General features: G+C 37.2%; 22 protein-coding genes and 1 tRNA gene. 12 read left to right on the plus strand and 11 right to left on the minus strand.

Features of this window, described 5'->3' with window-relative positions; genetic code table 11:
- Positions 1-48: 48 nt before the first annotated feature.
- Positions 49-1,437, minus strand: coding sequence for an aldehyde dehydrogenase (locus tag ACFSFY_RS13575; protein ID WP_381538875.1), 1,389 nt, complete (start codon positions 1,435-1,437; stop codon positions 49-51).
- 73 nt (positions 1,438-1,510) lie between these two features.
- Positions 1,511-2,461: a Gfo/Idh/MocA family protein gene (locus ACFSFY_RS13580; RefSeq protein ID WP_381538877.1), complete on the minus strand. Its 951-nt coding sequence runs from the start codon at positions 2,459-2,461 to the stop codon at positions 1,511-1,513.
- A gap of 141 nt (positions 2,462-2,602) precedes the next feature.
- Between ACFSFY_RS13580 and ACFSFY_RS13585 the strand changes: the two genes are divergently transcribed.
- Complete coding sequence (locus tag ACFSFY_RS13585; protein ID WP_381538879.1) at positions 2,603-2,746, plus strand: hypothetical protein; 144 nt, start codon at positions 2,603-2,605, stop codon at positions 2,744-2,746.
- Positions 2,747-2,812: 66 nt separating this feature from the next.
- Here the strand turns inward: ACFSFY_RS13585 and ACFSFY_RS13590 are convergent, their stop codons facing one another.
- Entirely contained in the window at positions 2,813-3,658 is an 846-nt protein-coding gene (locus ACFSFY_RS13590) for a DNA-3-methyladenine glycosylase family protein (protein WP_381538881.1), read from the minus strand.
- 139 nt (positions 3,659-3,797) lie between these two features.
- On the opposite strand from ACFSFY_RS13590, the gene ACFSFY_RS13595 reads away from it, so the two are divergent.
- From ACFSFY_RS13595 to ACFSFY_RS13620, 6 genes are all read left to right on the plus strand, one after another.
- A tRNA-Val gene (locus tag ACFSFY_RS13595) sits at positions 3,798-3,870 on the plus strand.
- A gap of 417 nt (positions 3,871-4,287) precedes the next feature.
- Entirely contained in the window at positions 4,288-5,007 is a 720-nt protein-coding gene (locus tag ACFSFY_RS13600) for a LytR/AlgR family response regulator transcription factor (RefSeq protein ID WP_381538883.1), read from the plus strand.
- Positions 5,007-6,341, plus strand: a complete 1,335-nt coding sequence (locus ACFSFY_RS13605; RefSeq protein WP_381538885.1) for a sensor histidine kinase — start codon at positions 5,007-5,009, stop codon at positions 6,339-6,341. The genes ACFSFY_RS13600 and ACFSFY_RS13605 overlap by 1 nt, the downstream gene beginning before the upstream one ends.
- 89 nt (positions 6,342-6,430) lie before the next feature.
- The gene (locus ACFSFY_RS13610) at positions 6,431-7,228 is read left to right on the plus strand and encodes a hypothetical protein (RefSeq protein WP_381538887.1); all 798 of its coding nucleotides are present in this window, start codon (positions 6,431-6,433) and stop codon (positions 7,226-7,228) included.
- A gap of 9 nt (positions 7,229-7,237) precedes the next feature.
- The gene (locus ACFSFY_RS13615; RefSeq protein ID WP_381538888.1) at positions 7,238-8,764 is read left to right on the plus strand and encodes a hypothetical protein; all 1,527 of its coding nucleotides are present in this window, start codon (positions 7,238-7,240) and stop codon (positions 8,762-8,764) included.
- A 2-nt stretch (positions 8,765-8,766) separates the two neighbouring features.
- Entirely contained in the window at positions 8,767-9,441 is a 675-nt protein-coding gene (locus tag ACFSFY_RS13620; protein ID WP_381538890.1) for an ABC transporter ATP-binding protein, read from the plus strand.
- A 371-nt stretch (positions 9,442-9,812) separates the two neighbouring features.
- On the opposite strand, the gene ACFSFY_RS13625 is transcribed toward ACFSFY_RS13620, so the two are convergent.
- The 8 genes from ACFSFY_RS13625 to ACFSFY_RS13660 all read right to left on the minus strand — a co-directional run bounded on the left by ACFSFY_RS13625 (position 9,813) and on the right by ACFSFY_RS13660 (position 20,872).
- A complete protein-coding gene (locus ACFSFY_RS13625; protein WP_381538892.1) occupies positions 9,813-11,180 on the minus strand; it encodes a 3-hydroxyacyl-CoA dehydrogenase family protein in 1,368 nt (455 codons plus the stop codon).
- Positions 11,181-11,377: 197 nt separating this feature from the next.
- Positions 11,378-12,928 (minus strand): class I adenylate-forming enzyme family protein, encoded by a 1,551-nt coding sequence (locus tag ACFSFY_RS13630; protein ID WP_381538893.1) that lies wholly within the window; start codon positions 12,926-12,928, stop codon positions 11,378-11,380.
- A 65-nt stretch (positions 12,929-12,993) separates the two neighbouring features.
- Complete coding sequence (locus tag ACFSFY_RS13635; protein WP_381538894.1) at positions 12,994-14,181, minus strand: acyl-CoA dehydrogenase family protein; 1,188 nt, start codon at positions 14,179-14,181, stop codon at positions 12,994-12,996.
- A gap of 63 nt (positions 14,182-14,244) precedes the next feature.
- Complete coding sequence (locus ACFSFY_RS13640; RefSeq protein WP_381538896.1) at positions 14,245-15,354, minus strand: acyl-CoA dehydrogenase family protein; 1,110 nt, start codon at positions 15,352-15,354, stop codon at positions 14,245-14,247.
- Between the two features lie 56 nt (positions 15,355-15,410).
- Positions 15,411-16,613, minus strand: a complete 1,203-nt coding sequence (locus ACFSFY_RS13645) for an acetyl-CoA C-acetyltransferase (RefSeq protein WP_381538898.1) — start codon at positions 16,611-16,613, stop codon at positions 15,411-15,413.
- A gap of 42 nt (positions 16,614-16,655) precedes the next feature.
- Positions 16,656-18,377: a class I adenylate-forming enzyme family protein gene (locus ACFSFY_RS13650; protein WP_381538900.1), complete on the minus strand. Its 1,722-nt coding sequence runs from the start codon at positions 18,375-18,377 to the stop codon at positions 16,656-16,658.
- Positions 18,378-18,449: 72 nt separating this feature from the next.
- The gene (locus ACFSFY_RS13655; protein WP_381538902.1) at positions 18,450-19,877 is read right to left on the minus strand and encodes a carotenoid oxygenase family protein; all 1,428 of its coding nucleotides are present in this window, start codon (positions 19,875-19,877) and stop codon (positions 18,450-18,452) included.
- On the minus strand, positions 19,874-20,872 hold the full coding sequence (locus ACFSFY_RS13660; RefSeq protein WP_381538904.1) for an NAD(P)H-dependent flavin oxidoreductase: 999 nt from the start codon (positions 20,870-20,872) through the stop codon (positions 19,874-19,876). Before ACFSFY_RS13660 ends, ACFSFY_RS13655 begins: the two co-directional genes overlap by 4 nt.
- A gap of 260 nt (positions 20,873-21,132) precedes the next feature.
- Here ACFSFY_RS13660 and ACFSFY_RS13665 point away from each other — a divergent pair, with 260 nt between their 5' ends.
- The 5 genes from ACFSFY_RS13665 (at position 21,133) to rpoN (ending at position 25,741) form a co-directional block, all read left to right on the plus strand.
- Positions 21,133-21,444, plus strand: a complete 312-nt coding sequence (locus tag ACFSFY_RS13665; RefSeq protein ID WP_381538906.1) for a muconolactone Delta-isomerase family protein — start codon at positions 21,133-21,135, stop codon at positions 21,442-21,444.
- Positions 21,445-21,469: 25 nt separating this feature from the next.
- Positions 21,470-22,393 carry an alpha/beta hydrolase gene (locus ACFSFY_RS13670; RefSeq protein ID WP_381538908.1) on the plus strand — a complete coding sequence of 308 codons (924 nt, stop codon included), beginning with the start codon at positions 21,470-21,472 and terminating at the stop codon, positions 22,391-22,393.
- A complete protein-coding gene (locus tag ACFSFY_RS13675; protein WP_381538909.1) occupies positions 22,390-22,833 on the plus strand; it encodes an acyl-CoA thioesterase in 444 nt (147 codons plus the stop codon). The genes ACFSFY_RS13670 and ACFSFY_RS13675 overlap by 4 nt, the downstream gene beginning before the upstream one ends.
- A 172-nt stretch (positions 22,834-23,005) precedes the next feature.
- Entirely contained in the window at positions 23,006-24,355 is a 1,350-nt protein-coding gene (locus tag ACFSFY_RS13680) for a sigma-54 interaction domain-containing protein (RefSeq protein WP_381538911.1), read from the plus strand.
- 87 nt (positions 24,356-24,442) lie between these two features.
- Positions 24,443-25,741 carry an RNA polymerase factor sigma-54 gene (rpoN, locus tag ACFSFY_RS13685; protein ID WP_381538913.1) on the plus strand — a complete coding sequence of 433 codons (1,299 nt, stop codon included), beginning with the start codon at positions 24,443-24,445 and terminating at the stop codon, positions 25,739-25,741.
- Positions 25,742-25,751: the final 10 nt, after the last annotated feature.

Consider the following 25,751-nt stretch of genomic DNA (forward strand, 5'->3'; position numbering starts at 1 on the left):
TTTATTCCCTGAAAACCAAAAATGTTGAATAAAAAAACCGCTTCCGAATTAACGGATAAGCGGTTTTACAAATTTAAGTTTATTGCCATAAGGAGGAAATGCGATACGCATCGGAATCGATGTATTTCTATCCAATATTGATTTGGGATGTGTAAACAAATCAAAACTGTATTTCCCGTGATATGCGTTCATTCCTGAAGGACCTACGCCGCCAAATGGCAAGTTCGTATTCCCAACATGAGAAATTGTATCATTAATACATCCCCCACCAAACGGCAAGTTTTCAATAAAGTAATCGGCAGCCAACTCATTTTCTGTAAACATATATGCAGCTAATGGTTTGGCACGCTTTTGAATTTGTTGAACAGCTTCACTTAAGTTTTCATATGTGATAATTGGCAAAATCGGACCAAATATTTCTTCTTCCATTGAAGGACTGTTCCACCAAATGCCATCCAATAGTGTCGGTTCAATATATAAATCACTACGATCCACTGAACCACCATGAATAACTTGTGATTGTTCTCTTTCAACAATTTTAGCTAAACGATCAAACATCTTTTCATTCACAATACGGCCATAATCAGGACTTTTCGAAGCTTCTTCCCCGTAAAATCGTTTGATGGCTTTAATCATTTCTTTCACAAGTTCGTCCTGAATAGAATGATGCACAAGAAGATAATCAGGAGCAATACATGTTTGACCTGTATTTATAAATTTCCCCCATACAATCCGCTCAGCAGCAACTTTTAAATTGGCCGTCTGATCAACAAGTGCTGGGCTTTTCCCTCCAAGTTCAAGAGTAATTGGAGTTAGTCTTTCCGAAGCTGCCCGCATAATTACTTTTCCAACAGCCACACTACCTGTGAAGAAAATATAATCAAAAGAAGCATGAATGAGGGCTTCTGTTTCTTCACGTTCTCCTTCGACAACTCGTATATATTCAGGAGGAAATGTTTCCATTACTATTTTCTTAACTATTTTTGCAGTATGCACAGATGTTTCGGATGGTTTTACAATTGCGCAATTTCCAGCTGCAATCGCACCTACAAGCGGTTCCATAATGAGCTGAAATGGGTAATTAAATGGACCAATTATTAATACAGACCCATAAGGTTCGCGCACGATCATGCTTTTTGCAGGTTGTAAATGTATCGGTGTTTTTACTTTTTCGGGTTCCATCCATCCACTGAGTTCCTTAATCATCATAGAAATACTCGAAAGTACAAATCCAATTTCCGTAGCATAAGATTCAAAAGAACTTTTTCTTAAATCGTTGTAGAGCGCTAATGTAATTTCTTCTTCATGTGACTCAATTGCATCTTTAAGTTTTAAGAGCATTTCTTTGCGGAATTCTTCACTTCTCGTTTCACCTGAGAAATAAAATTCTTTCTGAGTAGCAATCATTGATTCAACATCGTTTGCAGTGAAATTCAAAGCAATTCCTCCATTCTAGTATTTCTTTCAATGATAGATAGATTCTTCTGTCGATGCAATCTTAAACTCTTACTTACAGGTTCTGCACTGCCAGCAGTTGGTCGATAAGCCTTTGTATCTCAAGCCCTTCTGAAAACGGAACAAGAAATGCAGTTTCATCTTGTGAGGCCACGATACATTCTTCCACCAATGTTTTTACTGAATCGAAAGAAGTCAATATTTCAAAAGGCCTGTCTTTTTGTGCCATGCTAAGTTCGGCCCAATTGTGCAGTTTTAAAACCCCTTCCGTTCCATATACTATGTATGACAGCTCTTCTAATTGTCCTACACCCGTAAGTCCATTTAATAAAACAGGAATTTGCTTTTCCGTCTTTCCGATAGCAAGGACACTCGTTTCAGCAAGTGCACTGTCATTAGGATAAACCGTGTTGTGTTCTGTGAGTGTTACTCGTCCAAACATTCTGTACATAAGCTGTAAATAATGCGGGAAAACTTCTCGAGTAAAACCGCCTTGTTCACGTGAACCAATCCAAGGGTTTTGTTGCCACAATCTAGGCCAGTGCGGGAAATACGTATTCAACTCAACACGAACGATGTCACCAATTGCACCTTTTTCAATCATTTCCATGAAATGTCGAACGGGTGGACTATACATAAGAGGAAAATGCATTGCTGTTATCACACCACTTTCCTCTGCTGCTTTCGCCATTGTCTCGCCGTCAAATGCATCATGTGCGAGTGGTTTTTCGCAAAGTACATTTAAATTTTCAGCAATAGCACGTTTGCTTAGCGATGCATGCGAAACAGGTGGTGTACCAATATAGACCCAATTGGGCTTAAGAGACAGTACTTCGTCGTAAGAGGATGCCACAGTTAGACCGTATTTATTCGCAATTTCAGAAAGACGCTGTTTATTTTCATCAAAAACAGCAATGATTTCTACACAATCATTTTTCTGCAACTGGTTAATAATTCGTTCGCCAACTATACCCGTTCCAACGATTGCAAATGTTGTTTTTTTCATCCGAATGGCCCCTTTTATAAGTATTTAAATATTTCGACAGTTTATAAGTCTTTGGACCCTTTTCACCCGTTAAACGTTTGTCCGAAGATATCGCCGGGTAGAGAATAATCAAACAATATAAAGAATTGAGGAGGAAATACAATGACGACAACTGAAACTTGGTGGGAAACGATTTTCGAAGGAGACCTTTCGTTTGGTATTAATAAAGAACGATTTTCTGAACTCGAAGAAGAGAATTTCCTCTATTTCGATGAAACAGCAATTGAAACTGAAGAACTTCAATGACACTCATATAGTAACCAGCATACTGCAGCTGTTCCAATATTTATATGGAACAGCTGTTTTATTATTTTACTCAATGCTTCGCCATAAATAAAGTGCAGCGTAACTTAAATATGGAGACCAATCTGAGAAACGAAGAGAAATCTCATCTTTCGTAGGTTTCTTATCCATTTGCCATAAACGTTGTAATCCATTTTGCAGTCCAATATCTGCGATTGGAAAAACATTCGGTCTTCCAAGCCCTGACATTAGAAAACTTTGTGCAGTCCACGGACCAATTCCGCGGTACATAACCAAATCAGCTTTCACTTCTGCATCATCCATCTGTTTATATTTTTGCAAATTAAGCGAACCTGCTGCAATCTCTTGAGACAGTCCAATCATATATTCAGCTTTACGAGTACTAAACTGCATTTCTCGAAGTTGTGCGATTTCCAGTAAAGCAATTTTTTCAGGTGAAGGAAAACGCCACACGCCGTCAATTTCACTGCCAAACGTTTCAACAAAACGCATTGTAAGAGTATGTGCAAAAGACATATTCAATTGCTGGTGAATGATACTCCGCATGACGTTTCCATAAAGTGAAAAACTTCGAACAATCGGTGTTCCTACGTGTTCAACAAAAATTGGTGCCAGATCCGTATTCATAAAATGAGATTGTATATCCGTTAAAGAACGATCAAAATGAAATATTGATTTTACTTCCTCAACTTGAGCTTCATCCAAAGTCCCCTCAAGTAAAAAAGAAGGTCGTTCAGTTGTTCCAGTCGCTTGAAGTTTTACAACATTACCTTCTTCCATTGGAAACCTTATGGAATTTGTTGACAAATCAACAGAATTCATCGCTTCATTTGAAAGTCGGTCTAACGCTCTTGTAAAATCATAAACAAATGGAAGGGTAATTGTTGTCTCCATTAAATCAACACTCCTCGCTCATACAGTATTTATACAAATTGTACCGTACTTGGCTTCTTCGACGAAACATGTTGACTTCCTTTGCAGGCTTGCTATAATAGAACTTGTGCAGTAATTAAGTGGCATACGAAATAATTCTGGTTCCATAGCTCAGCTGGGAGAGCGCTACCTCGACAAGGTAGAGGTCGTGGGTTCGAACCCCTCTGGGACCATAGAGCTTAGGCTCTTGAGAACGCTGTAGGAACACGGTTTTCTCATAAACATCATCTCTTCGGAGGTGGTGTTTTTTATTGACTTTAATCAAGTTTGACCCCAAGTTTGAGCACAATTTATTCTTCATCATTTATTTTATTTTGCATGCATCTTGAAACACTTCAGCAACATATGAGGATTCGCATGACCAAGCCTGGCTGATGTATTGACGATATCCCCTACGCCTTACTAGCTTCCACCCTCCTAATAAGAATTCGTATATAAACTCCTATTGATTCAGTCTAATTGCTGCAATTCTCCATTTATCCTACCTACATGAATAAACTTTAGTAAAAAGATTACACTATTAGCCATTTCAAGATTCTCATTAAATAAGTTGTTATACTTAGAGAATCAGTAAGTTTAGGAGGACAGATATGAAACATATTTTAATTATAGAAGACGATGAACAAATCCAAAATTTCTTACACTCTATACTCGTAGATATGAATCAAAACTTCTATATACATATCTCACCAAGTGCTGGACAAGCCTTGAAAATTTCAAACACATACGATATCTCGCTTTTCATCATTGATATTCAATTAACAGACTATAAAGGAACAGACTTGGCCAATGAATTAAGAGATTTACAAAAATACAAATACACTCCTATGATTTTTGCTACAGCAATCGCAACAGAAGAACTGCGCGCTTATCGAGAAATAAAATGCTATGACTATTTAGTAAAGCCATTTACTAAAGAAGAAGTAAAGACGTCTGTTTTAAATGTGCTCGATTATTTACACACTATCAAGATTGATGTTCCAACCGTTCGGATAGAACAAAAAGGATTTATTTTCGAGTACCAATTACAAGATATCGTTTATATTGAATCATTCGGAAAGAAAATGGTTATTCACATGAAGAATCCGGACGGAGATTTGATACAAGAAGACATTGCCGGTTACTCTTTAAAGTCTATACTAGATCTTTTAAAGAATGGACCCTTTCAACAATGCCACAAAAGCTATATTATCAATACGGACTTTATTGAACGCATTGTCAAAGCTAAGAGTACTTTAAGTCTCAGAGGAACTTCCATCAGTCTTCCAATCGGCAACAAATATAGAGATGTCATAATGGGTACCGACTAATGGCAATGTCTCAGTTGCTTTTCCAAGTCACATTGGATGTTTTAAGCATATATGCCGTCATGGTCTATTTTGCAAAAGAAGAACTACTTTTCAATAAAAAAATGGTTGTCTGGTGCGCTTTTCTATTCTCCTTCGCCTTCTTATCTAGAGTTAGTGTTTCACCTTCGGCTGATGGTATTAAGACAACCATTGCATTTAAGAATTTCGAAATTCTTCCGGTAAATTCGCTTTTCGGTATCATCGGCTTGATATGCCTACTGCTGCTGTTAAATAGTGTAGCGTTTAAATTAGATCATCTAGAGGTCATAGTCACGACATTCTTAGCGTTTACCGTTTGGTCTGTTATCCGAATGTTTAGTATTGCAAGCGTGGATTTTATTGGCTTGGGAAATAACTCTACTAGAATTTTCACCCTCTTTATCGTTCTTATTGCATACTGGCTTGGGTCAACAAAAATAAATCAACTATTACCGAATAAATCCAGTGGCTTCACACGAATTATGGTGACAAATGTTTTTATTCTTCTTCTTTTGTTAATTATCTCTGCCAACTTTGAATCTGCGGTAATATTGGGAAATCAGGTTTTCCTTTTCCTTCTCCTTTTTTTTGTTGGTACCTTTATGAGTTGGATATTAATAGCACAACGTAAATCAGAAATAGTTGAAACCCGAATTCATGCAACAGAACAATACATCCCAATTATTGATGATTTAGTGATGGAGGTACGCGCAAGACAACACGAATTCTCCAATAAGCTGTTAGCTATCTCTAGCTTGGTTGAAACTACTGATGAGATTCAAGTGGTCCGCGAAAAAATGCAAGAATATGTTGATAGTGCTAATTTGACGAACAGTCAGTATGAGCTGTTAAATATGGATCATAAAGTAATCGCAGGTTTTCTCTACACAAAAATGAAAAGAACCGAACAATTAAAAAGAGAGTTGCGAATCGAACGGACGATTCCCGTTCATCAATTTAGATGTGAAGATGCTGATATGATTGAAGTTTTAGGCATTTTAATTGATAATGCTTTGGAGGCAAGTTCAAGAGGAGATAAAATATACCTCTCTATGGTTGAAAGAGACGGACATTTGGAATTGACCGTTAGTAATCCTTCTGATTATTTAAGCAATGAGCAGTTTATGAAAATCTTTGAAATTGGAGTTTCAACCAAATCTTTTTCTCGTCAACGAGGCTATGGTCTTTATAATGTTAAAAAAATCGCTGAACGATACAATGGCCGAATCATTGCCAGAAACGAACAAAAACAAACGAATATGATTACTTTAGGTATCCAATTTCAACGCATAAACGAGGGGTTTAAGGGAACGTAAAATGTTCGTTCCTTTAAATCCCTCGTTTGTTTCTCATGTATTGTTATACGATTTCCCGTTCACTATACTGTGTGGGAGGTGATTAATTTATGAAAAACTTATTATTGCTCGAATGGAATAAAATTAAATATCCCGTTTTAGCAGTCTTATTCTTTTGCACAGTTTTATCGATTTATTTATGCAGTACTGTCTATAAAAATTACAGCTTAGAAGAACAATTAGAAGCTTGGGAAGTCGGTACTACCGTTTTCAATATTCTTTTTCCATTAATTGCAGTTATTCCCACCGGTTGGCTTTTGTATTACGAAAAGAAAAATGATTTTTTAAGCTATACCTTACCAAGAGCTAGTAAAAAACAGTATCTATTCGCTAAATGGATAGTAATGAGTAGTAGTGCATTTACTATAGTTTTCACTATTTTTTTCGTAGGAGCATTAGTGACCTTGTTTATCAATGACCCCATTGTAGTAATGTATAAGAAAATGGATCCACTAACAGAAATCACTTTTCCGTCTGTTGAGCTTGATCATTTTTTAGGTTCTACTTTTGTACATCAACCATTATTATATGCTACCCTGCTCAGTTTTTGGAAAGGAATTCTAGCCTCCCTAATAGCGACAATGGGCTTTCTCTTGAGTTTGTTTATTCAAAACTTGTTTATCATTTTAACAGGTCCTTTTGTGTACCTAATGGTAGAAAATTATGTTTTACAAGTTCTTAATTTTAGGAGTTATCGATTTTTCCTATCATTTGATCCCACAATGGACTCGGCTACTGACATTACATCTTTTTCCTTAGTAGTGGGGCCGGTCATCGTTTTACTTTTGATGGTACTTTTCTTTCTTTATATGCGCTATGTAAAAAAAGTCACTATATACAAGGTTTAGGAGGCAAAAATGAGTATAATTATATGGTCTGATATCAGAAAATTCACATCCCACTTCTTTTTTCTAACGATAGCTGTGGTACTACTAGTTAGTTTTTCAACCCGTCAAGTCACAACGGAAAGTTATGAACACTTTTTGCTAAGAATAGTGTCCGATCAATATTATCTTTTATATTTTATGACACCATTATTCTTACTGAATATATATAAAAATCTAGACATTGGTTTACCTATTGTTATTTTTCGATTTAAAACCTTTTCCAATTATTTCTTCACAAAATCTGTCGCCATCTTGATTAATACAGCTCTTTTTGTTTTTGTACAAATCTTGGTTATTTGCTTAATAGGAATAGGATTACATTCTAATAACCATTTTTCTATATCAGATAATTCAGCGGATATTCTCTTTTTAGAGTTTGCTAAACATTTCAGCACACCGCTTACTGCAATCAGTGTTTCCATACTTTTCATGATTTTAGGATTAAGTTTTCTTGGCTTTATGATGCAGATTCTACATCACTTCTTCGGAAAAAGAATGCTCATATTCCTAATAATGGGTTCATATTTGCTTATGATTCTCGTATTTAAGTATCCTTCGCTCAGTAATTTATCATTTATCACAATTAATCGCTTCTTTATTTTCCATCATAACTTTCATGCTCCATATGCGTGGATTTGGACGATCAGTAGTATATTGGGACTTGGTATTTCAGCTGTGCTGGTTATTAAAAATTATTGGAATCACTCGGTTAGAATCAATATAAACTTTCAATTACAAGGTTTGTTTTTTTACTTTTCTCGAATGCTATGGAAACCTAAAAATATAGGAATCTCACTTCTGATCCTGCTACTCATCTACACATGGAATTCAGCAACTTACCCTACTCAAACAATAGAAGATACTTTTCTTCTGTTCTTCTACGGTCAAGAGTTAGGGCAATTTCATCTGATGACTTTTATAGAACAACTAGTATATAACGGAACTCCCTTATATCTAATCGCAGTTTTCACAGAACAGATGCAACGTTCTTCACGTTTAACGCTTTGGGTCAGAATTCAATATAAATCCAATTGGTTCAGAGCTGTTTTAGGAAATAGCCTGTTGTTCCTGACTTGCTATCTGTTACTTACCCTATTTATTATTATTTTGTTGGGAATGCTAAATAATCAAGGGTGGAATGACGTGACGCAGCTAATGAACCCTGCTTCACCTGAGAATTGGATGTTCAAGTTATTTGCATTGAAATTCTTAGAGTTCTGCGTATACTATTTTGGATTTTTATTTCTCTTTTTGAAAACCAGAAATGTAACTATAGCTTTCCTCATAGTGTTCGCGTCTCATTTACTATTATTAATTCCCCTACAATTTCTGCACTATTTCCCAATAGGGTTGGGCACATTAGCGAGAGTCAACTTAATTGTAGGGTCAAACGGTATTCCCTTCATTCATGCTATCGCGATACTAACAGGATGTACTTTAATCTTGTATTCGCTGTGCTACGCCAGCTACAAACGCTTTTTACTAAAGGAGATGTAACGATGGAAAATATAATTGAAGTACACAACGTATCGAAAGATTTTGCAGGACAAACCGTTCTGCAAAATATAAACTTTCAGGTTGGAAAAGGAAAAACAATAGGAATTGTTGGAAATAATGGGAGTGGCAAGTCAGTTTTGTTCAAACTTATTTGCGGTTTTATTAAACCTACTGAAGGTTATGTAAAAGTTCGAAATGAAGTACTTGGGAAAAAGATTGATTTCCCTGAAAATGTAGGCGTGTTTATTAATACGCCTGGTTATATTGAAATATACAGTGGATTTAAGAATTTAAAGTTTTTAGCAGCTATCAAAAATCAGATTTCTGATAAACAAATTAAGGATACGATGACACTAGTAGGATTAAATCCCGATAATAAAACAAAAGTGAAAGATTACTCCTTAGGGATGCAACAAAAACTAGGTATTGCTCAAGCAATCATGGAAAACCAGGATATCCTTATACTGGATGAACCGTTTAATGCACTAGATTTTAAAACATACAATGATATCAAAGAAATCATTAGAAATCTCCAGGTAAACGAACGCACAATCCTACTCACTAGTCATCACTATGAAGACATTGAAGAATTATGCGATGAAGTTTACCACATTACGGATGGAAAGTTACAACCTTTAACAGAGGATCTAAAATATATTTATTATAGTAAGCAGTAAATTTAAACACCTTATTAAAAACTAGGATGATCTACACTTTACTAAACAACTCTTATGAAGGGGATATTCAAAATATGTGGACTCATTTTTGCTTTATGTTAAACCCATTTGATTTTTCATATTGACTATAGTCCACTGTCTACTTTAGAGAATCAAAATCGACAAGGTAGAGGTCGTGGGTTCGAACCCCTCTGGGACCATAGAGCTTAGGCTCTTGAGAACGCTGTAGGAACACGGTTTTCTCATAAACATCATCTCTTCGGAGGTGGTGTTTTTTATTTGCTTTAATTTGCTGTTCAAGACTTTCCAGTCGATAGGAAAATACAAGGTTTTCCTAAAACTTTTTGAGCATTATTTTATGTGGAAGGGGTTTAGTCAAACCATAATGCATACTCATATCCATTAAAAAAGTACAACTTGTCATCCACTACTTTATAAAAGGAGTCATATCCTTTATCTAGTAATTGTTGCACAATTAAAGGAATTTCCTTACCTTCTTCATTCATTTTAGCGACGGACTTTATAATTCCAATCGAATCCCATATTTCAAAGATTCCGAGTTCCCATCCGAATCCCCATTTCATGGCTTTGTCCATTGAAACGATATCATCCGCAATTTCCCCGTGTAACTGTCCAGCGTATTGTAAAGTGGCTGACAAGATGTTCCAAACCAGTTGCCCTGCCCGATCATCTGAGTATATTAGAGTTTTTATTCTTGAACCAACATTTTCTTGTCGCATTGCTTGTTCAACAGAAGATGTTTGTAATTTTGTCATTGGACCATACTCAAGTGAGTTCACATTTAATTCCACAATTTCCTTGTCTACCTTCTTATAAAACCCACTGTTCTTTTTGGCGCCGAGCATCCCATTATCAATCATACTCTTTAGAAACGAAGGTAATTTGAACATCTCTTTTTCGACGCCTTCTGTTTGGCTATGCATATACTTTGCAACAAGTACTAATGTATCAATCCCAACAACATCGGCCGTTCGTAAAGTAGCCGACTTTGGACGACCAATTAATGGCCCCGTTACTGAATCAATTTCCCCTACTGAATATCCTCCTTTTTCTAACTCAATAAGTGCAATAAAAAGTCCATACGTACCTAAACGATTCGCAATGAAATTCGGAGTATCTTTAGCAATAATGACTCCTTTTTTAAGGTTTTCTTTACAAAACCGAGTCATATAGCTGAGAACTTCTTTACATGTATTTTCACATGGAGTAATTTCTAGTAATTTTAAATAGTAAGGCGGATTAAAAAAATGAGTACCTAAAAAATGCTTTTGAAAAGCCTTTGAACAATCTTGAACCATTGCATTAATACTAAGTCCGGATGTATTTGAGCTGATTATCGTATTTTCCAATCGAATCAGATCTATTTTTTTAAATAACTCTTTCTTCACTTTAAGGTCTTCTAAGACTACTTCTATAATCCAATCTACTTCTTTTAATTTCATAAAGTCATCGTCAAAATTTCCCACCTCGATAAGGCAAAGACTTTCTTCTGATAATATATTTTTCTGTTTTAGTTGATTTATAGCATTTATAGAAAATCGATTTCTTACTTCCATATGATCTATTGAAAAGCTCATTTCCCGCTCTTGTTCAGTTAACTTGTCTGGAATTCTATCTAATAACAATACCGATAAGCCTTGAGCAGCTAAATGAGCAGCAATTCCTGAACCCATAACACCCGATCCTAATACAGCTACATTCTTTATGTCATATTTCATTTAGACACTTCCTTTCCTCTCATTTCTCTGGGTATTCTAAGTAGCAGTAAAAGAAAATATGAAAAAGAACCCAACTTTTGGTAGGTTAAGCAACCAAAAATCATACCAAGGAGGGCTCCTTTTCCACTTAACTATGCGAACAATCCATGGATTTAAATAGAAGTATAAGATACGTTTTAACGTTAGGAACCTAGCATTTAATTCATTACTTTATTTTGATAAAGTTCGGAAATCTTCCGTTTCAATATCTTTCCAACTCCATTTCGCGGTAACTGATCTACAAATACGACTTCTTGAGGTGTTTTATATTTTGCTAAATGTTCTTGACTGTGAGATATCACATTCAATTCAGTAATTACAGACTCTGGCCTTTTCACAACATAAGCAACAACACGTTCACCCATTTCCTCATCGGGCACTCCGATAACTGCAACCTCTAATACATCCGGATGTGTCATAATAATTTCTTCACTATCTCTTGGGAAGATATTTAATCCCCCTCTAATAATGATGTCTTTTTTACGATCAACAATAAAAATATCACCATCCTCATCAATACGAGCTAAATCACCTGTACGTAACCAACCATCTACTATCGTTTTTGCTGTCTCTTCTTCAAGTTGATAATATCCAGGTGTCACATTTAATCCTTTAACGGCTAACTCGCCAACCTCGTTTCTCGGAAGCTCTTCGCCTTCATCATTTATGATTTTCACACGAACAATATCAATAGGTAACCCAACTGAACCAGGTTTAATAGTAGCTCCTCTCCATTGTGTAGAAACGACTGGAGAAGCTTCGGACAAACCATATCCTTGCCATACTTCTGTGCCAGTTTTCTTTGTAAATGCTTCCATCAATGCCAATGGCAATGGGGCTGAACTACTCAATACACCTTCCAAACTACTTAAATCATAAGAGTCTATATTTGGATTCATAACCATTCCATAAATCATTGCGGGAACTGCCGTAAACGTTCTTATTTTGTGTTTTTCAACCGCTTTAAAGATCTCATCTGCATTAAAGCGTTCGATAATAACTACAGAACTGCCTAGAAACAAATACGTATTCATAGCTGTAAATCCAAAACTATGTGCCAATGGTAAGGCGACAAGAGTTGGCTTTTTCCACATTTCAGCTTTCATTAAACGGGCAGCAGATTGAGCACTAATATAAAGATTTCGATGCGTTAGCATCACCCCTTTTGGTTGACCCGTAGTACCTGACGTATATAAAATCACCGCTAAATCATCTTCTGATATATTCAATTCTTCACGATTTTGACTTTTAGAGTGGTTGTATATTTTCTCTAACTCATGTATATTTACACTGCCTTCAGCAGCGTCATTTTCAATATTATCCGTTACGATTACATTTAATTTTTTACCTGTTTTCTCTGCTACTTTTACAATATTCTCCAAAAGGGCATTCGAGGTAATAATTGTATTTACATTTGAATCCTCAATAATATATTGAATTTCTTTTGCATTTAATGCATACATGACAGGAACTACAACTTTCCCAGCTTTTAAGATTGCTTGGTATGAAATAATAACTTCAGGACAATTTGCAAGATAAACAATAACTTTATCACCACTATTTTCAACTTCTGATAGAAGATAATTCGAGAAAATAGTAGATAAACGATCTACCTCTATATTTGTATACGTTCGATTACCGAAATACAAAAAGTCATACTCGTCAAATTCCTTAATATTCTCATTCATAATATTAGATAGCATCATCATAATAAATTCCTCCCCATGTATTAGAGTATTTATAGTAATTGGAATATATAAAGACTAAACATTTGTTATCTGGGTAATTGTAAAACTCTTTCCGCAATGATGTTTTTCTGAACCTGTGTCGTTCCTGCATAAATCGTCTCACCACGAGATAGAAAATCATTCCCTTGTAAAATCCCCTTGCCTAAACTGCTTTCTCCCCAGTACGGCGCATGTTCCCCAAGTATTTCCATAGCTAATTCACCCAGTTTCACATGCATAGAACTCCAAAACACTTTTTGCATCGACGCTTCTGGACCGAGTCTGTTTTCATTCATCAATTGACTCATCGTTTTCAATCCGTGGTAACGGAATATCCTAATTTCGGCATAAATCTCAGCAAGTTTTTGTCTATAGTAAGCATTATCCGCGACAAGTGAACCATCTTCTGTTCTTAACTCCTTACTTAATTTAACAATATGTTCAAACTCTTTTTGGAATTGAGCTTGTCTTCCTAAGGACATCGTTCCACGCTCAAAACTCAATGTCGTCATCGCGATTTTCCATCCATCATTTAACTCACCTACATAATGATCTTTAGGAATACGAACGCCATCAAAAAACACTTCATTGAACATGGACTGCTTATCCATTTGAACAATGGGACGAACCGTTACCCCCTCAGCATCCATAGGAATAATAAAAAATGTTATTCCTTTATGTTTTGGTACATTTTGATCTGTACGTGCTAATACAAAACACCAATCTGCAAATTGGGCACCGCTTGTCCAAACCTTTTGACCAGTAATGACCCATTCATCCCCATCAAGCCCAGCTTTTGTTTGGAGCGATGCTAGGTCAGATCCCGCATTCGGTTCAGAAAAGCCTTGACACCACATCTCCTCGCCTTTTAACAACGGTTCTAAATAGCGCTTTTTTTGCTCTTCTGTCCCATAGACTAATAATGTTGGCCCAAATAAAGCCTTCCCCAAAGCATTCACTTCTGGTGGAGCGTTCAATTTTCCCGCTTCTTCATAATAAATAATTTCATGAATACTCGTCTTTTCTTGACCACCATATTCTTTTGGCCAAGTGATTCCATTAAAACCTCCTTTATAGATTGTCTTTTCCCACCCACGATAGAATACTCTTTCCTCCTCCACATTCTGTGGTTTTTTATATAAAGGAGTTCCCCAACCCTTAGGTAAGTTTTCCTCCAACCACTCTCTAACTTCTATACGATATGCTTCCAAGTCTTTGCTTAATGAAAGATCCATAAGGTCACCCCGTCATGATTAATTTTAAGTTCACTAATTGTCGATATGATTAAGTTTTCCTTGTTAGTATTGATCAATCACTAATTTTGCAATGGTTTCCCTATTGGCATAACTATTTCCAAGTAGTGATGATGCCCGACGAATACGTTTAAAGTAAAGATGCATATCATTTTCCCATGTATACCCAATGCCTCCATGCATTTGAATCGCATCCCCAGCGATTTTAACGGAATTTGCGGATGCGTACGACTTCGCAATTGATACCGCTTCTACCGCTTCTTCATGATTAACATCTATCGTCCAGGCACTATAATCTATAGCTACTTTCATACTCTCAATTTGCATAAACATATCGGCTGCCATATGTTTTAAGGATTGAAACGATCCAATTACAACACCGAACTGTTCACGCTCTTTTAAATATTTAACCGTTGAACTCATCATTCTTTCGGATGCACCGGTTATTTCCGCGGCTAATAATAATGAACCGATTTGCTTTAATTGCCTCATCTTTTCATGACCGCTCCCCATTCCTTCCTCGATTAATATCGAGGATCGATCGAATGTATAATCATGGAGCGCAACTTCATATAAGGGATAGGTTTCGTCCATTGACTCGCTGTTTCGGATGCTCAGTTTCTCACTTTTGGCATCAATAATAATGAGGGTTTCTTCTTCTTTTGCCGTAAAGCCACTTCCTAATACCCTCACCGATGCTAGTATAATGTCTGCATCCTTAGCAAATGGAACTTCTTTTAGAATTCCATTTGCTATAAATTGGTCCCCTTCTACTTTCACAGCAGTCGCTTCCATACTGGTCCATGCGATTGTTGGAAGCACTTTACCAGAGCTAATATTTGCAACTGTTTTTTCAGCATTATCACAGGTCGACAATAGAGATGTCGCCAATATTGCCTCTATATACGGATATGTTAGTAAGAATCGGCCCGCTTCCTGGGCAATAATAACACCAGGAATCATTCCTTTCTCTTCTTCATTTTCTAAATCAAACATATTCAAGATTCCTTGTTGGGCAATTAGTTGACGTAATTCTTGACTGACTACTTGTTCATCAACATATTGACGGACATGTGGTATTGTGTTTTTTTCTTTCAACATTTCTCTAACACTGCGTTGTAACATGACCTCTTCCTCACTATAATAAAACTCCATCCAAATCACCTCGGCCTACTCATAATATTGAATCCATCCATTCTCTTCTGATAAAATCAATTCATTCTTTCTATAATAAGCGCAGTACCTATACCGCCTCCGCCACTTACAGCGATTAAACCTCTTTTTTGACCACGTCTTTCTAACTCTTCTAACACCGTAGCAACGAGCATTCCACCGGTTGCTCCGAGTGCGTGGCCCATTGAAATCGCACCACCATTTACATTTAACTGATCACGAGATACTTTTAAATCTTTCATAAACTTCAAAGGTGCCGCTGCAAATGCCTCATTATATTCAAATAAATCAATATCCTCAACACGAAGTCCTGATTTTAATAGAACCTTTTTGGCTGCTTCTTGCCCTCCTGTTAACAAAAATGGATTCGCAGAGGCGTTTGCGCTAGCAAGTATTTTGGCGCGCGGTTTAATACCAAGTAAATTCTCAGCTTTTTCATTACCAATAAGAAGTAACGATGCCCCATCTGCAAGAGAAGGCGAGTTGCCTGCATGATGCAAATAAGTCACTTTTTCAATTTGTGGAAAAGCTTCAAATATCTTTTTTTCCGCCTCACCGAGTCCAATTCTTTCAAATGAAGGATCTAGTTTTCCTAATAACGCAACCGTACTTTCTGCACGAATCAATTCGTCATGCTGTAACACAATTTCCCCCTCGTCATTTTTAACGGGAATAATTGCATTTGAAAAATAACCGTTTTCTCGCGCATAGGCAGCTCGTTCCTGTGATTGTACAGCATATTCATCAAGTTCTTCTCGACTGAATCCTTCCAAGGTCGCCATTATATCTGCGGAAATACCCATCTGCACAAAATTTGTTTTTTGACGTACATGATCATCTGCAAACCATGCACCTTCGTCTCCGAACATCGGAACACGCGATACCGATTCAACTCCACCAGCAATGACAACATCCTCCATAGCGGAGTGAACTTTCATAGCAGCCATTCCTGTCGCATCTAGACCTGATGCACAAAAACGATTAACAGTCGTTCCACTCATGGAAGTTGGCCATCCCGCATAAAGTGCCGCGATTTTAGCAATATTCGCACCTTGGTCTTTTACTTGAGTCACACAGCCAAGTACTAAATCTTCTACTACTTCTTTATCAAATGTATGCCGTTCACTAAACGCGTCTAACAAATTTGAGACGAGTATTATTGGTTGAATAGCAGTAAGCGAACCAGATTTCCTTGCTGATCCTCTCGGTGTTCGAATTGCATCATATATATAAGCATCCATTTAATGAACTCACTCCTTTTACCTACGATAGAATCCGATGAATTACACCGACATCTTTTCACTTAAGACCTGCTCACGCAAGTTGTTTTTCATCACTTTTCCTACCGGATTCCGAGGAAGTGAATCCAGAAAAATTATATACTCTGGTGTTTTATAAGTTGCGTATCCATTTTCCTTGAAGTACGAACTAATTTCTTCTAACGTAATAGGATCCTCTCGACTGTTCAAAACTATACAAGCACAAGCGCGTTCACCCACCATTTTGTCCGGGTAACCAACAACCGATATTTCAGCAATTTTAGGGTGACTTTGCATTAAATACTCAATTTCTTCAGGTGCGATGTTAATACCACCACGAATAATAATATCTTTTGAACGTCCTACAAAACGATAATACTTTGGTTCTCCGTTTACCTCAGCTATTTCAAACATGTCGCCAGTACAGAAGAATCCATCTTTATCGAAGACTTTATTGGTGATTTCTTCATTTTTCCAATAACCAGGGAAAATACTTGCTCCTTTTATGCGCATTTCACCAGGATCGCCACTCGTAGTAATCTCTTCGCCTGTATCCGCATTCACAATCCTACTTTGAAAACGATTCGCGATTCGTGTTGACCATTCATAACCTTCCACACCAAAACGCGGGAAGAAAGTTGCGCGTTGCTCAAGATTCGGAATATCTTTGGGTCCACTCATAAATGTTGCGCCTTCATTGGAACCAAAATAGTTGAAAATATCAATATTATGTTTCTCTTTCCATCCTTTAACCATCATTGGAGAGAGCGGAGTGGATCCCGAGCCGATTGCTCGTAAAGTTGAGAAATTAGCTTGTTTTAAAATCGCCTCATTATTTAACATCATATTTAATAGTGCTGGAGGAGCTAATGTATACGTTGCACGATCGATTGCGATTTGTTGTAGGAACGTTGGGAGATCAAATGGATGATGCATAATTAGTTTGCTACCAGATAGTAACCAAGGAACAAACATACCTCCAATACCCGCCATATTTACCATTGGAAATGTATTTAGCAATATATCGTCTTGAGTAAGCTCTCCAACATCTACCGAAGCATATGCAGAAATAATCCATTCATTATGACTCCTCGGAACCCCTTTTGGCTTTCCTTCTGTACCTGAAGTCCAACAAATCGTGAAAATATCATTCGCAGTTGATGCAGCAGTTGAAATTTCATGTTGGAAGCTTTCGATGTCTTGTGGCAGTAACTCTTCTTGGTCCAATGCAATAACACCTTCTGGAACATCATCCCCCCATGCAAAAATCAGTTCAACAGATGATAATTTAGATCGAACATCAACAAACCTTTGGGCTGCTTCATCCTTCATAATTCGTGTCATGGTCAACACGGCTTTAGCTTCAACGAAGTTGAGTAAGGTCTCATATTCATGCTCTCGATATTGGACAGGGAATGGCGTTGCAATAGCGCCAATACGTAAGATTGCTAAATAAGATATAACAATCTCTACCGTGTTTGGTAATTGGATTGCAATGATATCATCTTTTCGGATGCCGTTTTTCACCAAAATCCCCGCTAATTGATCAACCTCATTACTAATCTCTTGATAAGTAAATCTCTTTGGTAACCCACCACAAATTTCTGAGCGATTTAGTGGATCAATAAGGGCCTCCGTATTTGGACGTGTTTCAACATGATGGTGAAATAGATTATAAATCGTTTCTGTTCCCCACCACCCCTTCTCAACATATTCAGAAATCAATTTTTCACTTACAAGTATCATCGCAACTTCTCCTCCCTTTACATCAATAATGTAGTTTACATGTACTCTATTTCTAGTTAACCAACACTGGTTTTATGCATCCTTTCCATAAAATTTCGCCCCTGAAATCCAGGTTGCATGAAAGCCCATAGGCACAGGTTGTGGTAATGCAATACGAGCAATCGGTCCAATATCAAATTGGGTAGCGTCTAAGATGACGAGTTCTGATTTATCAGTCTTCTCATTATAAATATACGTAATAACATAACCATCATCTTCAAACTTCGAATTCTTTCTGGGTGCAAATGCCGCTTCCGTTCCGAACTGATGAGGGCCAAACATATACTTTGTTGATTTACCAGTCCATGTGTCGTATTTCACCAGACCATTGAATTTCAATGTCACAGCCGCGTCGATGTGTGCGTTGTAAGAGTAACGGCTTTTTCGGCCAAGATAATCTAAATTCATAACGGGGAATTCTGTATTCATATCACAGAGCTCTCCTTCTTTCACTTCTCCTGTTTTCATATTTAAGCGCCAATAGTGCAGTTGTGCATTCAACTGTAAATACTGCATCATGCGTTCAATCTCACTTGCACTCGCATTTTTTGGCGGCTGTGGTTCTTTCACACGGCAACCAATTAGTACAATTTCGTCGCCTTCTTCCCATGCGTTTATCGAATGGTAAATATAGCAAGGTTCTGCTTCGAACCACCGAATATCTTTGGAAGAACCATAACGTGGAATGACACCGAAACGACTTGGTACATCCCTGTGAAATTTAACTCGATAACGTCCTTTTTTCAAAGCTTCTGGGTCATTGAATAAAGGTAAATCCATTAAAATCGAATGTTTTTCCGTGATCCACATGTCATGTGGGTTACGTGGTCCTGGTAGTTCAATCGGTACACTGTGCACAGCTTTTCCATCTGCCGAAACGACACCATACATCATGTACGGGAACTTATTCCCATAGTCAAAAAAGATCAGTTCTCCCGTGTTCTCATCCACTTTCGAATGTGCAGATATGCTTGATGTTAACTGCCCGTGAAAGTCTTCTATGCCGATTGTCTCTAGCGTTTTTGCATCCACTCGGTAGGGCTCACCAGACATATACCAAAGGCTTAATAAGTTGTTATTATGATAAAGAACATCTGTATTCGAAGTGTTCTTCAATCTTTCAAAGCTCGGATTTTTGGACATATCCCCCATTAACCCAACCCACTCTGATTTCTTTGTATCATCCTCGTACTGATACCCTTTGGTTTCAACATATCGATTACGATAACTTATTTTACCGTCTTTAATGTAGATTCCGTGCAACATTCCATCCCCGTCAAACCAGTGATGTCTTTCCATCGGTTCGTACTTTTGACTTGGACCGTTACGAATGTAAGCCCCACTAAAATCTACTGGTATCTCCCCTTCAATCACTTGTAATTCCTCTACAAACAATTCTTCAACATCAGTCCGCCCATACAATGGCGCAGACAAATATGGGTTGAATTCTACTTTACTCATTTTATCATCTCCTTATTAATAACTATCCATTTATTCGTTAGTTGTAAATCGTGTTGGGCTTGCACATACTCTTGTCGTAACTTCTCGATTATCACTGCAGCCGGTTGTATAGCTTGAATTGCTCCAACTCCCTGTCCAGCTGACCATATATCACGCCACGCCTTCGATTCACCTTGTGGATTGCTGAAATCTATGGATTCTTTTGGTTTCAGATTTTCTGGTATAAGTCCTGCTTTTTTTATACTCGGAATTAGCATATTCGCATGGACCCCTGTAAATGCATTAGTGGATAAAATGTCGTCGAATTCTGCTTCCACTACCATTTCTTTATACTCTTGTTGTGCATAACTTTCTTCAGCTGGAATGAAAGATGTCCCCATATAGACTAGGTCTGCTCCCAAAGCCTGTGCCGCCAAAATACCTTTTCCACTTGAAATTCCACCTGCTAGTACGATAATGCCGTCCCAAAATTGACGGACTGCATCAACATAAGCAAACCCAGTCATCGATCCTGTATGCCCCCCAGCACCTGAACTTACAAGTATCAAGCCATCTACACCCGTTTGAGCTGCTTTCTTAGCAAATTTAACGGAGTTTACATCTGCGAATACCAGACCCCCATACTTATGAACCGCTTCCACTACACGTGCAGGACTTCCGAGTGCGGTAATAACAATCGGTGGCTTATAGTGTTTGATTAGGTCTAACTCTTGCTCAAATCGATCATAGGATTGATGTGTAATGATATTTGCTGCCCATGGTGCTGTTTTTCTATCCGAATTCTGAATAGACTTTTCCAATGAAACAGTAATTTTGTTCATCCATTCATCTAGTACTTCAATTGTTCGAGCATTCGGTAAAGGAAAAGAACTGATCACTCCATTTTTACAGCATTCAATAACAAGCTCTGGACTCGAAACTAAAAACATGGGCGCTGCAATAACAGGTAATATGGTTTGTTCAGCTATTTTCTCCAAAATATCTTCTTTCTTCAAAAAAGCCCTCCTTTTAGTGTTCAGATCTTAACTTAATACAATGCAATATTCGTGCCACTATCAAAAGCCAATGAAATCATTAAAAAAAAGCACAAAGTGATTCCTTTTTGAATCAACACTTGTTTTTTCGATTCGAAATCGAATCGAAAGCAATCGGATATTCTCTAAAGGCGTGCCCTACTCACATTTATAAACATGGCATGAATTTTGCATAATGATAGTTGAGTGCAAAATAATATTATTCTAAGGAGGAAGACAATATGCTGTTTTTTATTCGTGTAACAGTTCATCAAAAAGAATTGTCAAAAGAACAATTATGGACATTATGGGAAAAAGAAATTTCAATCGCAAAAAAAGCGATGGAGCATGGAATAATAATTAGTGCATATAAAATTGCCGGCTCGATGGAAGTAATTTTAATTTACAAAGCAGATTCACATGATGAATTGGATCGTTTATTTACAGCCCAACTTCCGCTGGCCGATTATATAACGGTTAATGAAATGACACCAATCCGACCGTATTTAGACTTTGCGGAAGATGTTATCAATCGTTGGGGGAAAAAATCCTAGAATGAGTAATTGAGGAGGAACGGATATGAATGTTGAAAAAATTACTTTTATAAGTGAAGGCGTCACTTGTAGCGGACTTTTATATATTCCGGACAGAGGCGATTCAACGAAACAATTCCCGGCAATTGTCATGGCACATGGATTTAGTCTTGTAAAAGAAGCCTATTTACCAAGATATGCTGAAAAATTTGCTGAAGCAGGTCTCGTAACTCTCATTATCGATTACCGTAACTTCGGGGAAAGCGAGGGCGATAACCGCCAACATATGGACCCACTTGAGCAAATCAAAGACTACCGCAATGCGATATCCTGGGTTTCCACGCACCCGAATGTTCTAGAAGACCAAATCGGTATTTGGGGAACTTCCTATAGTGGCGGTCACGTCCTTCAAGTTGGTGCGCTTGACCGACGTGTTAAAGCAATTGTTTCACAAGTGCCGACAATTCGAGGTTGGATTGGTTCTGAGAAGAAAATGGGAAAAGAAAATATGCAAGCATTCATCGATAAACTCATTGCGAATCGAAAAAAACGCTATACAGGAGCTCCCGTTGAATACATTAAAGTAGTTACCGATACTAGCGGCGAATACAGTGCACAAACACATCCTGAAGCATACCCGTGGTTTCTTAAGATGGCTGAAGAGGTCGCCCCTACTTGGAAAAACTACATTACACTCGATTCAATGGAACACTATTTGGAGTATTTCCCGGCGGCAAACGTCGATATTATTTCACCAACTCCACTTATGATGATTGTCGCAACTGAGGACGGCATTACACCAGCAGTTGCAGCAATCGATGTTTTCAATACAAAAGCCAAAGAGCCAAAAAAGTTGGTAAAATTAACAAAAGGTCATTTCGATGTCTACACAGGAGAAACATTTGACGCTGCACAACAAGCAGCAACCGATTGGTTCATAGAGCACTTATGTAAAGGAGTAGAGCAATGACACCTTTAGAATATATCAAACCAAATCTTGAAGAATGGCTTGGGTCGTTCTCCTTCTCCACGGACTTAAAAGTGCGAATCTGTGAAACCGACTTATTCGGGCATGTAAACAATACAAGCTATAGTCTGTATTATGAACAAGGACGTGCTGATTACTTTGAGCATTTAGGTTTTTACGATCAAAGCATTATGTTCGTTGTTGGCGATACTTATTCCAAATTCCATCTTGAAGGTTATGCTCGCGATGCCTTAACTGTTCGAGTTCGAACATCTCACTTCGGCACAAAATCACTAAAAATTGAAAGTGCCATTCAACGAAAATCGACGGGTGAACTGATCTCTTCCAGCTGGACAACAATTGTCTTAGTCGATAAGGAAACGAAAAAAACTACTGTCATTCCTAACCTTATTAAACAAACAATACAAGATTTTGAAAAATAGGTTGCATAGAAACAACCATCTCATTGCATGTGAGATGGTTGTTTCTATGCAAAACTGCTTATTTTTCAATAAGTAATTGCAATTCTGAATATTTAAGTTACTGTTAGTAGTATATATACTTGATTCTAAAAAGAATCATTCCGTGTAGAAGAACTAAAAACGAGGTGAAAAAGTGGATAACCTATACTTTCAAGCATTCCAAAATAGCTTTGATGGTATTTGCATTTTCGACAAAAACGGTATCGGACTCGCTATTAACAATGCCGCCGAACGAATCACAGGCTTTACTCGAGAAGATTTCACCGGCACAAACATCAAAGTTGCTTTAGAAAAAGGATTCATTTCAAAATCCGTTACGCAAGTTGTAATGCGAGTAAAACACCCCATCACGGAAGTCATTAGTATTCGAGGCGTGGAAACTTTAGTTACTGGGAATCCCATTTTCGACCAGGACGGACAACTTAGTCATATCGTCTTAAATGTGCGAGATATATCAGAATTAAAAAATGTCAAAATGGATTTATTATTATCCATCGCACTTAAGCAACAAAAGTCCGATAGTATCACCCCACCCAGTCAAAGTATCGTCTCTTCAGCGCCTATTGCCAGCCATATTATCGCTGCCAGCCCTAGGACCGACCACATTGTTCGATTAGCAATTAAAATAGCTACATTCGATTCTCCCATTCTCATCCTAGGAGAATCTGGCGTAGGAAAAGAAGTCATCGTGAAACTCATCCATCAGCACAGTCCAAGATCTGAAAAACCATTAGTTAAAATCAATTGTGCAGCCATTCCACATCATTTACTGGAATCTGAACTTTTCGGATATGAAAAAGGTGCATTTACAGGAGCCAACCAAGATGGCAAACGAGGGCTTTTTGAGGAAGCACATGGAGGGACCATTTTTTTAGATGAAATAGGCGACATGCCCATCGATTTACAAGTGAAGTTGCTTAGAGTCTTACAAGAATACGAGATACGTAGAGTAGGAGGTAACAAAGAAATTAAAATTGATGCACGAATCATTTCGGCAACAAATAAAGATCTAGTCAAACTTGTGAAAACAGGAGAGTTTCGAGAAGATCTTTACTATCGTTTAAATATTGTTCCAATTAATATTCCTCCATTAAGAGAAAGAATTGAAGACATTAAACCTCTAGCGCATATGATTTTAAACCGAGCAAATCAAAAATACCAATTAAATAAACATTTCCAACCTGGCGTTGTCGAGCTTTTACAAAAGTACTCTTGGCCAGGTAATATACGAGAATTGGAAAATCTTATCGAACGACTCGTCGTCACATCCGAACAAGACGAGCTTACATGGAGTGATCTTCCTTTTATATCTGAACGACCTGATTTCACAGAAAGCTTCTCCTTGAAGAAAACACTTGAAGAAGTAGAAAAGAAGATTATATTAGAAAAAACACAAATGTATAAAACAACTCGAAAAGTTGCCAAAAGTCTTGGTATCAGTCAATCTTCTGTCGTTAAAAAAATACAAAAATACCAAATCTAACAGACCTAAACAGTTGCTTTTACAATGAATGAAACGAATTTTTCATGAACGGTTACATTAAGATCGACTTTAAAAGGAGGGATCTCAATGGAGCTTGTACTCCAACAAAAACAAACACTTAGCCTTTCAATGACAACCGATTTACGACAAGCCATCGAACTATTACAATACTCCACTTACGAGTTAGAACAATATATTCGAAAACAAGAAATTGAAAATCCTTTAATAGAATTGAAGGAAAAAGAGGTAAATCGTTCATACGAGGAAAGATCACAACATCGTTCTACATCGACCGGTTACCACAGGAACACAATGGATACAATCCAGTGCACTCATAATAATATGAGGGATGAGTTATTCGAACAGACTAAACTCATTTACCCCGAAAAACAAGTGCAAAAGTTGTTGAACTATATCATTTATAATCTTGATGATAATGGATATTTAAACCTAGATCATTATGCAGAGTTTAATGAAGATGAAATCGAACAGGGAATCCATCTTCTTCAAGACATCGCTCCAATCGGTACTGGTGCTAGGAATTTAAAAGAATGCCTGCTTCTACAAATGACCTATGCTTCTAACCAAAATGAATTGGCGGAATGCTTGGTGAGAAATCATTTGGATTTGATGGCTGAACACAAGTGGGATAAAATCGCTGCACAGATGAATATCACTATGGCCCAAGTGAAAGAGATTTATGATTTCGTTCAAAAGCTTAATCCAAAACCATGCACCTTCATTTCTGATTTTTCAATACAATATATCACTCCTGATATTATCGTTGAATTTAAGGAGAATGGATTTATTTTTAAATTAAATGATGGTTATTTACCTACTATTGGTTTAAATAATGAGTATACACATTACATTAACACCAAAAATGAACTGTCAAAATATATCAATGCACAATACAAAGGATATCAATGGCTTCTAAGCAGTATCGAACAACGAAGAAATACAATCATTAAAATCGTAACGGTTTTATTGGATAAACAAATGGATTTCTTTAAAAATGGATTTTCTTCCTTAAAGCCTCTTACACTCAAAGAAGTTGCTGATGAGATTGAAATGCATGAATCTACTGTGAGTCGTGCCACGAGGAATAAAATAATCCAAACTTCTTTCGGTTCCTTCAAACTCCAGCTATTATTCACTTCAAAAATAAATACGGGTGAAGGCGAGAGTGTTTCACAAACCAAAGTGAAAGCACTTCTTCAAAATTTCATAGCACAAGAAAATAAGCACAAGCCTTATTCGGATTTAAAAATTGCTGAGTATTTCAATACCGAAAAAGGGATATTGATTTCAAGAAGGACCATTAATAAATATCGAAAAGAGCTGAATATCCCATCTTCAAGTCAACGAAAAGAAATCCACGTTTAAAAAGTCAAGA

It is taken from the genome of Sporosarcina siberiensis (assembly GCF_042681925.1).
Lineage (GTDB): Bacteria > Bacillota > Bacilli > Bacillales_A > Planococcaceae > Sporosarcina > Sporosarcina siberiensis.

Coding starts and splice junctions, on each gene's coding strand:
- ACFSFY_RS13580 (WP_381538877.1), bottom strand. CDS start 2,461: ATGAAAAAAACAACATTTGCAATCGTTGGAACGGGTATAGTTGGCGAA.
- ACFSFY_RS13585 (WP_381538879.1), top strand. CDS start 2,603: ATGACGACAACTGAAACTTGGTGGGAAACGATTTTCGAAGGAGACCTT.
- ACFSFY_RS13590 (WP_381538881.1), bottom strand. CDS start 3,658: ATGGAGACAACAATTACCCTTCCATTTGTTTATGATTTTACAAGAGCG.
- ACFSFY_RS13600 (WP_381538883.1), top strand. CDS start 4,288: ATGAAACATATTTTAATTATAGAAGACGATGAACAAATCCAAAATTTC.
- ACFSFY_RS13605 (WP_381538885.1), top strand. CDS start 5,007: ATGGCAATGTCTCAGTTGCTTTTCCAAGTCACATTGGATGTTTTAAGC.
- ACFSFY_RS13610 (WP_381538887.1), top strand. CDS start 6,431: ATGAAAAACTTATTATTGCTCGAATGGAATAAAATTAAATATCCCGTT.
- ACFSFY_RS13615 (WP_381538888.1), top strand. CDS start 7,238: ATGAGTATAATTATATGGTCTGATATCAGAAAATTCACATCCCACTTC.
- ACFSFY_RS13620 (WP_381538890.1), top strand. CDS start 8,767: ATGGAAAATATAATTGAAGTACACAACGTATCGAAAGATTTTGCAGGA.
- ACFSFY_RS13625 (WP_381538892.1), bottom strand. CDS start 11,180: ATGAAATATGACATAAAGAATGTAGCTGTATTAGGATCGGGTGTTATG.
- ACFSFY_RS13630 (WP_381538893.1), bottom strand. CDS start 12,928: ATGATGATGCTATCTAATATTATGAATGAGAATATTAAGGAATTTGAC.
- ACFSFY_RS13635 (WP_381538894.1), bottom strand. CDS start 14,181: ATGGATCTTTCATTAAGCAAAGACTTGGAAGCATATCGTATAGAAGTT.
- ACFSFY_RS13640 (WP_381538896.1), bottom strand. CDS start 15,354: ATGGAGTTTTATTATAGTGAGGAAGAGGTCATGTTACAACGCAGTGTT.
- ACFSFY_RS13645 (WP_381538898.1), bottom strand. CDS start 16,613: ATGGATGCTTATATATATGATGCAATTCGAACACCGAGAGGATCAGCA.
- ACFSFY_RS13650 (WP_381538900.1), bottom strand. CDS start 18,377: ATGATACTTGTAAGTGAAAAATTGATTTCTGAATATGTTGAGAAGGGG.
- ACFSFY_RS13655 (WP_381538902.1), bottom strand. CDS start 19,877: ATGAGTAAAGTAGAATTCAACCCATATTTGTCTGCGCCATTGTATGGG.
- ACFSFY_RS13665 (WP_381538906.1), top strand. CDS start 21,133: ATGCTGTTTTTTATTCGTGTAACAGTTCATCAAAAAGAATTGTCAAAA.
- ACFSFY_RS13670 (WP_381538908.1), top strand. CDS start 21,470: ATGAATGTTGAAAAAATTACTTTTATAAGTGAAGGCGTCACTTGTAGC.
- ACFSFY_RS13675 (WP_381538909.1), top strand. CDS start 22,390: ATGACACCTTTAGAATATATCAAACCAAATCTTGAAGAATGGCTTGGG.
- rpoN (WP_381538913.1), top strand. CDS start 24,443: ATGGAGCTTGTACTCCAACAAAAACAAACACTTAGCCTTTCAATGACA.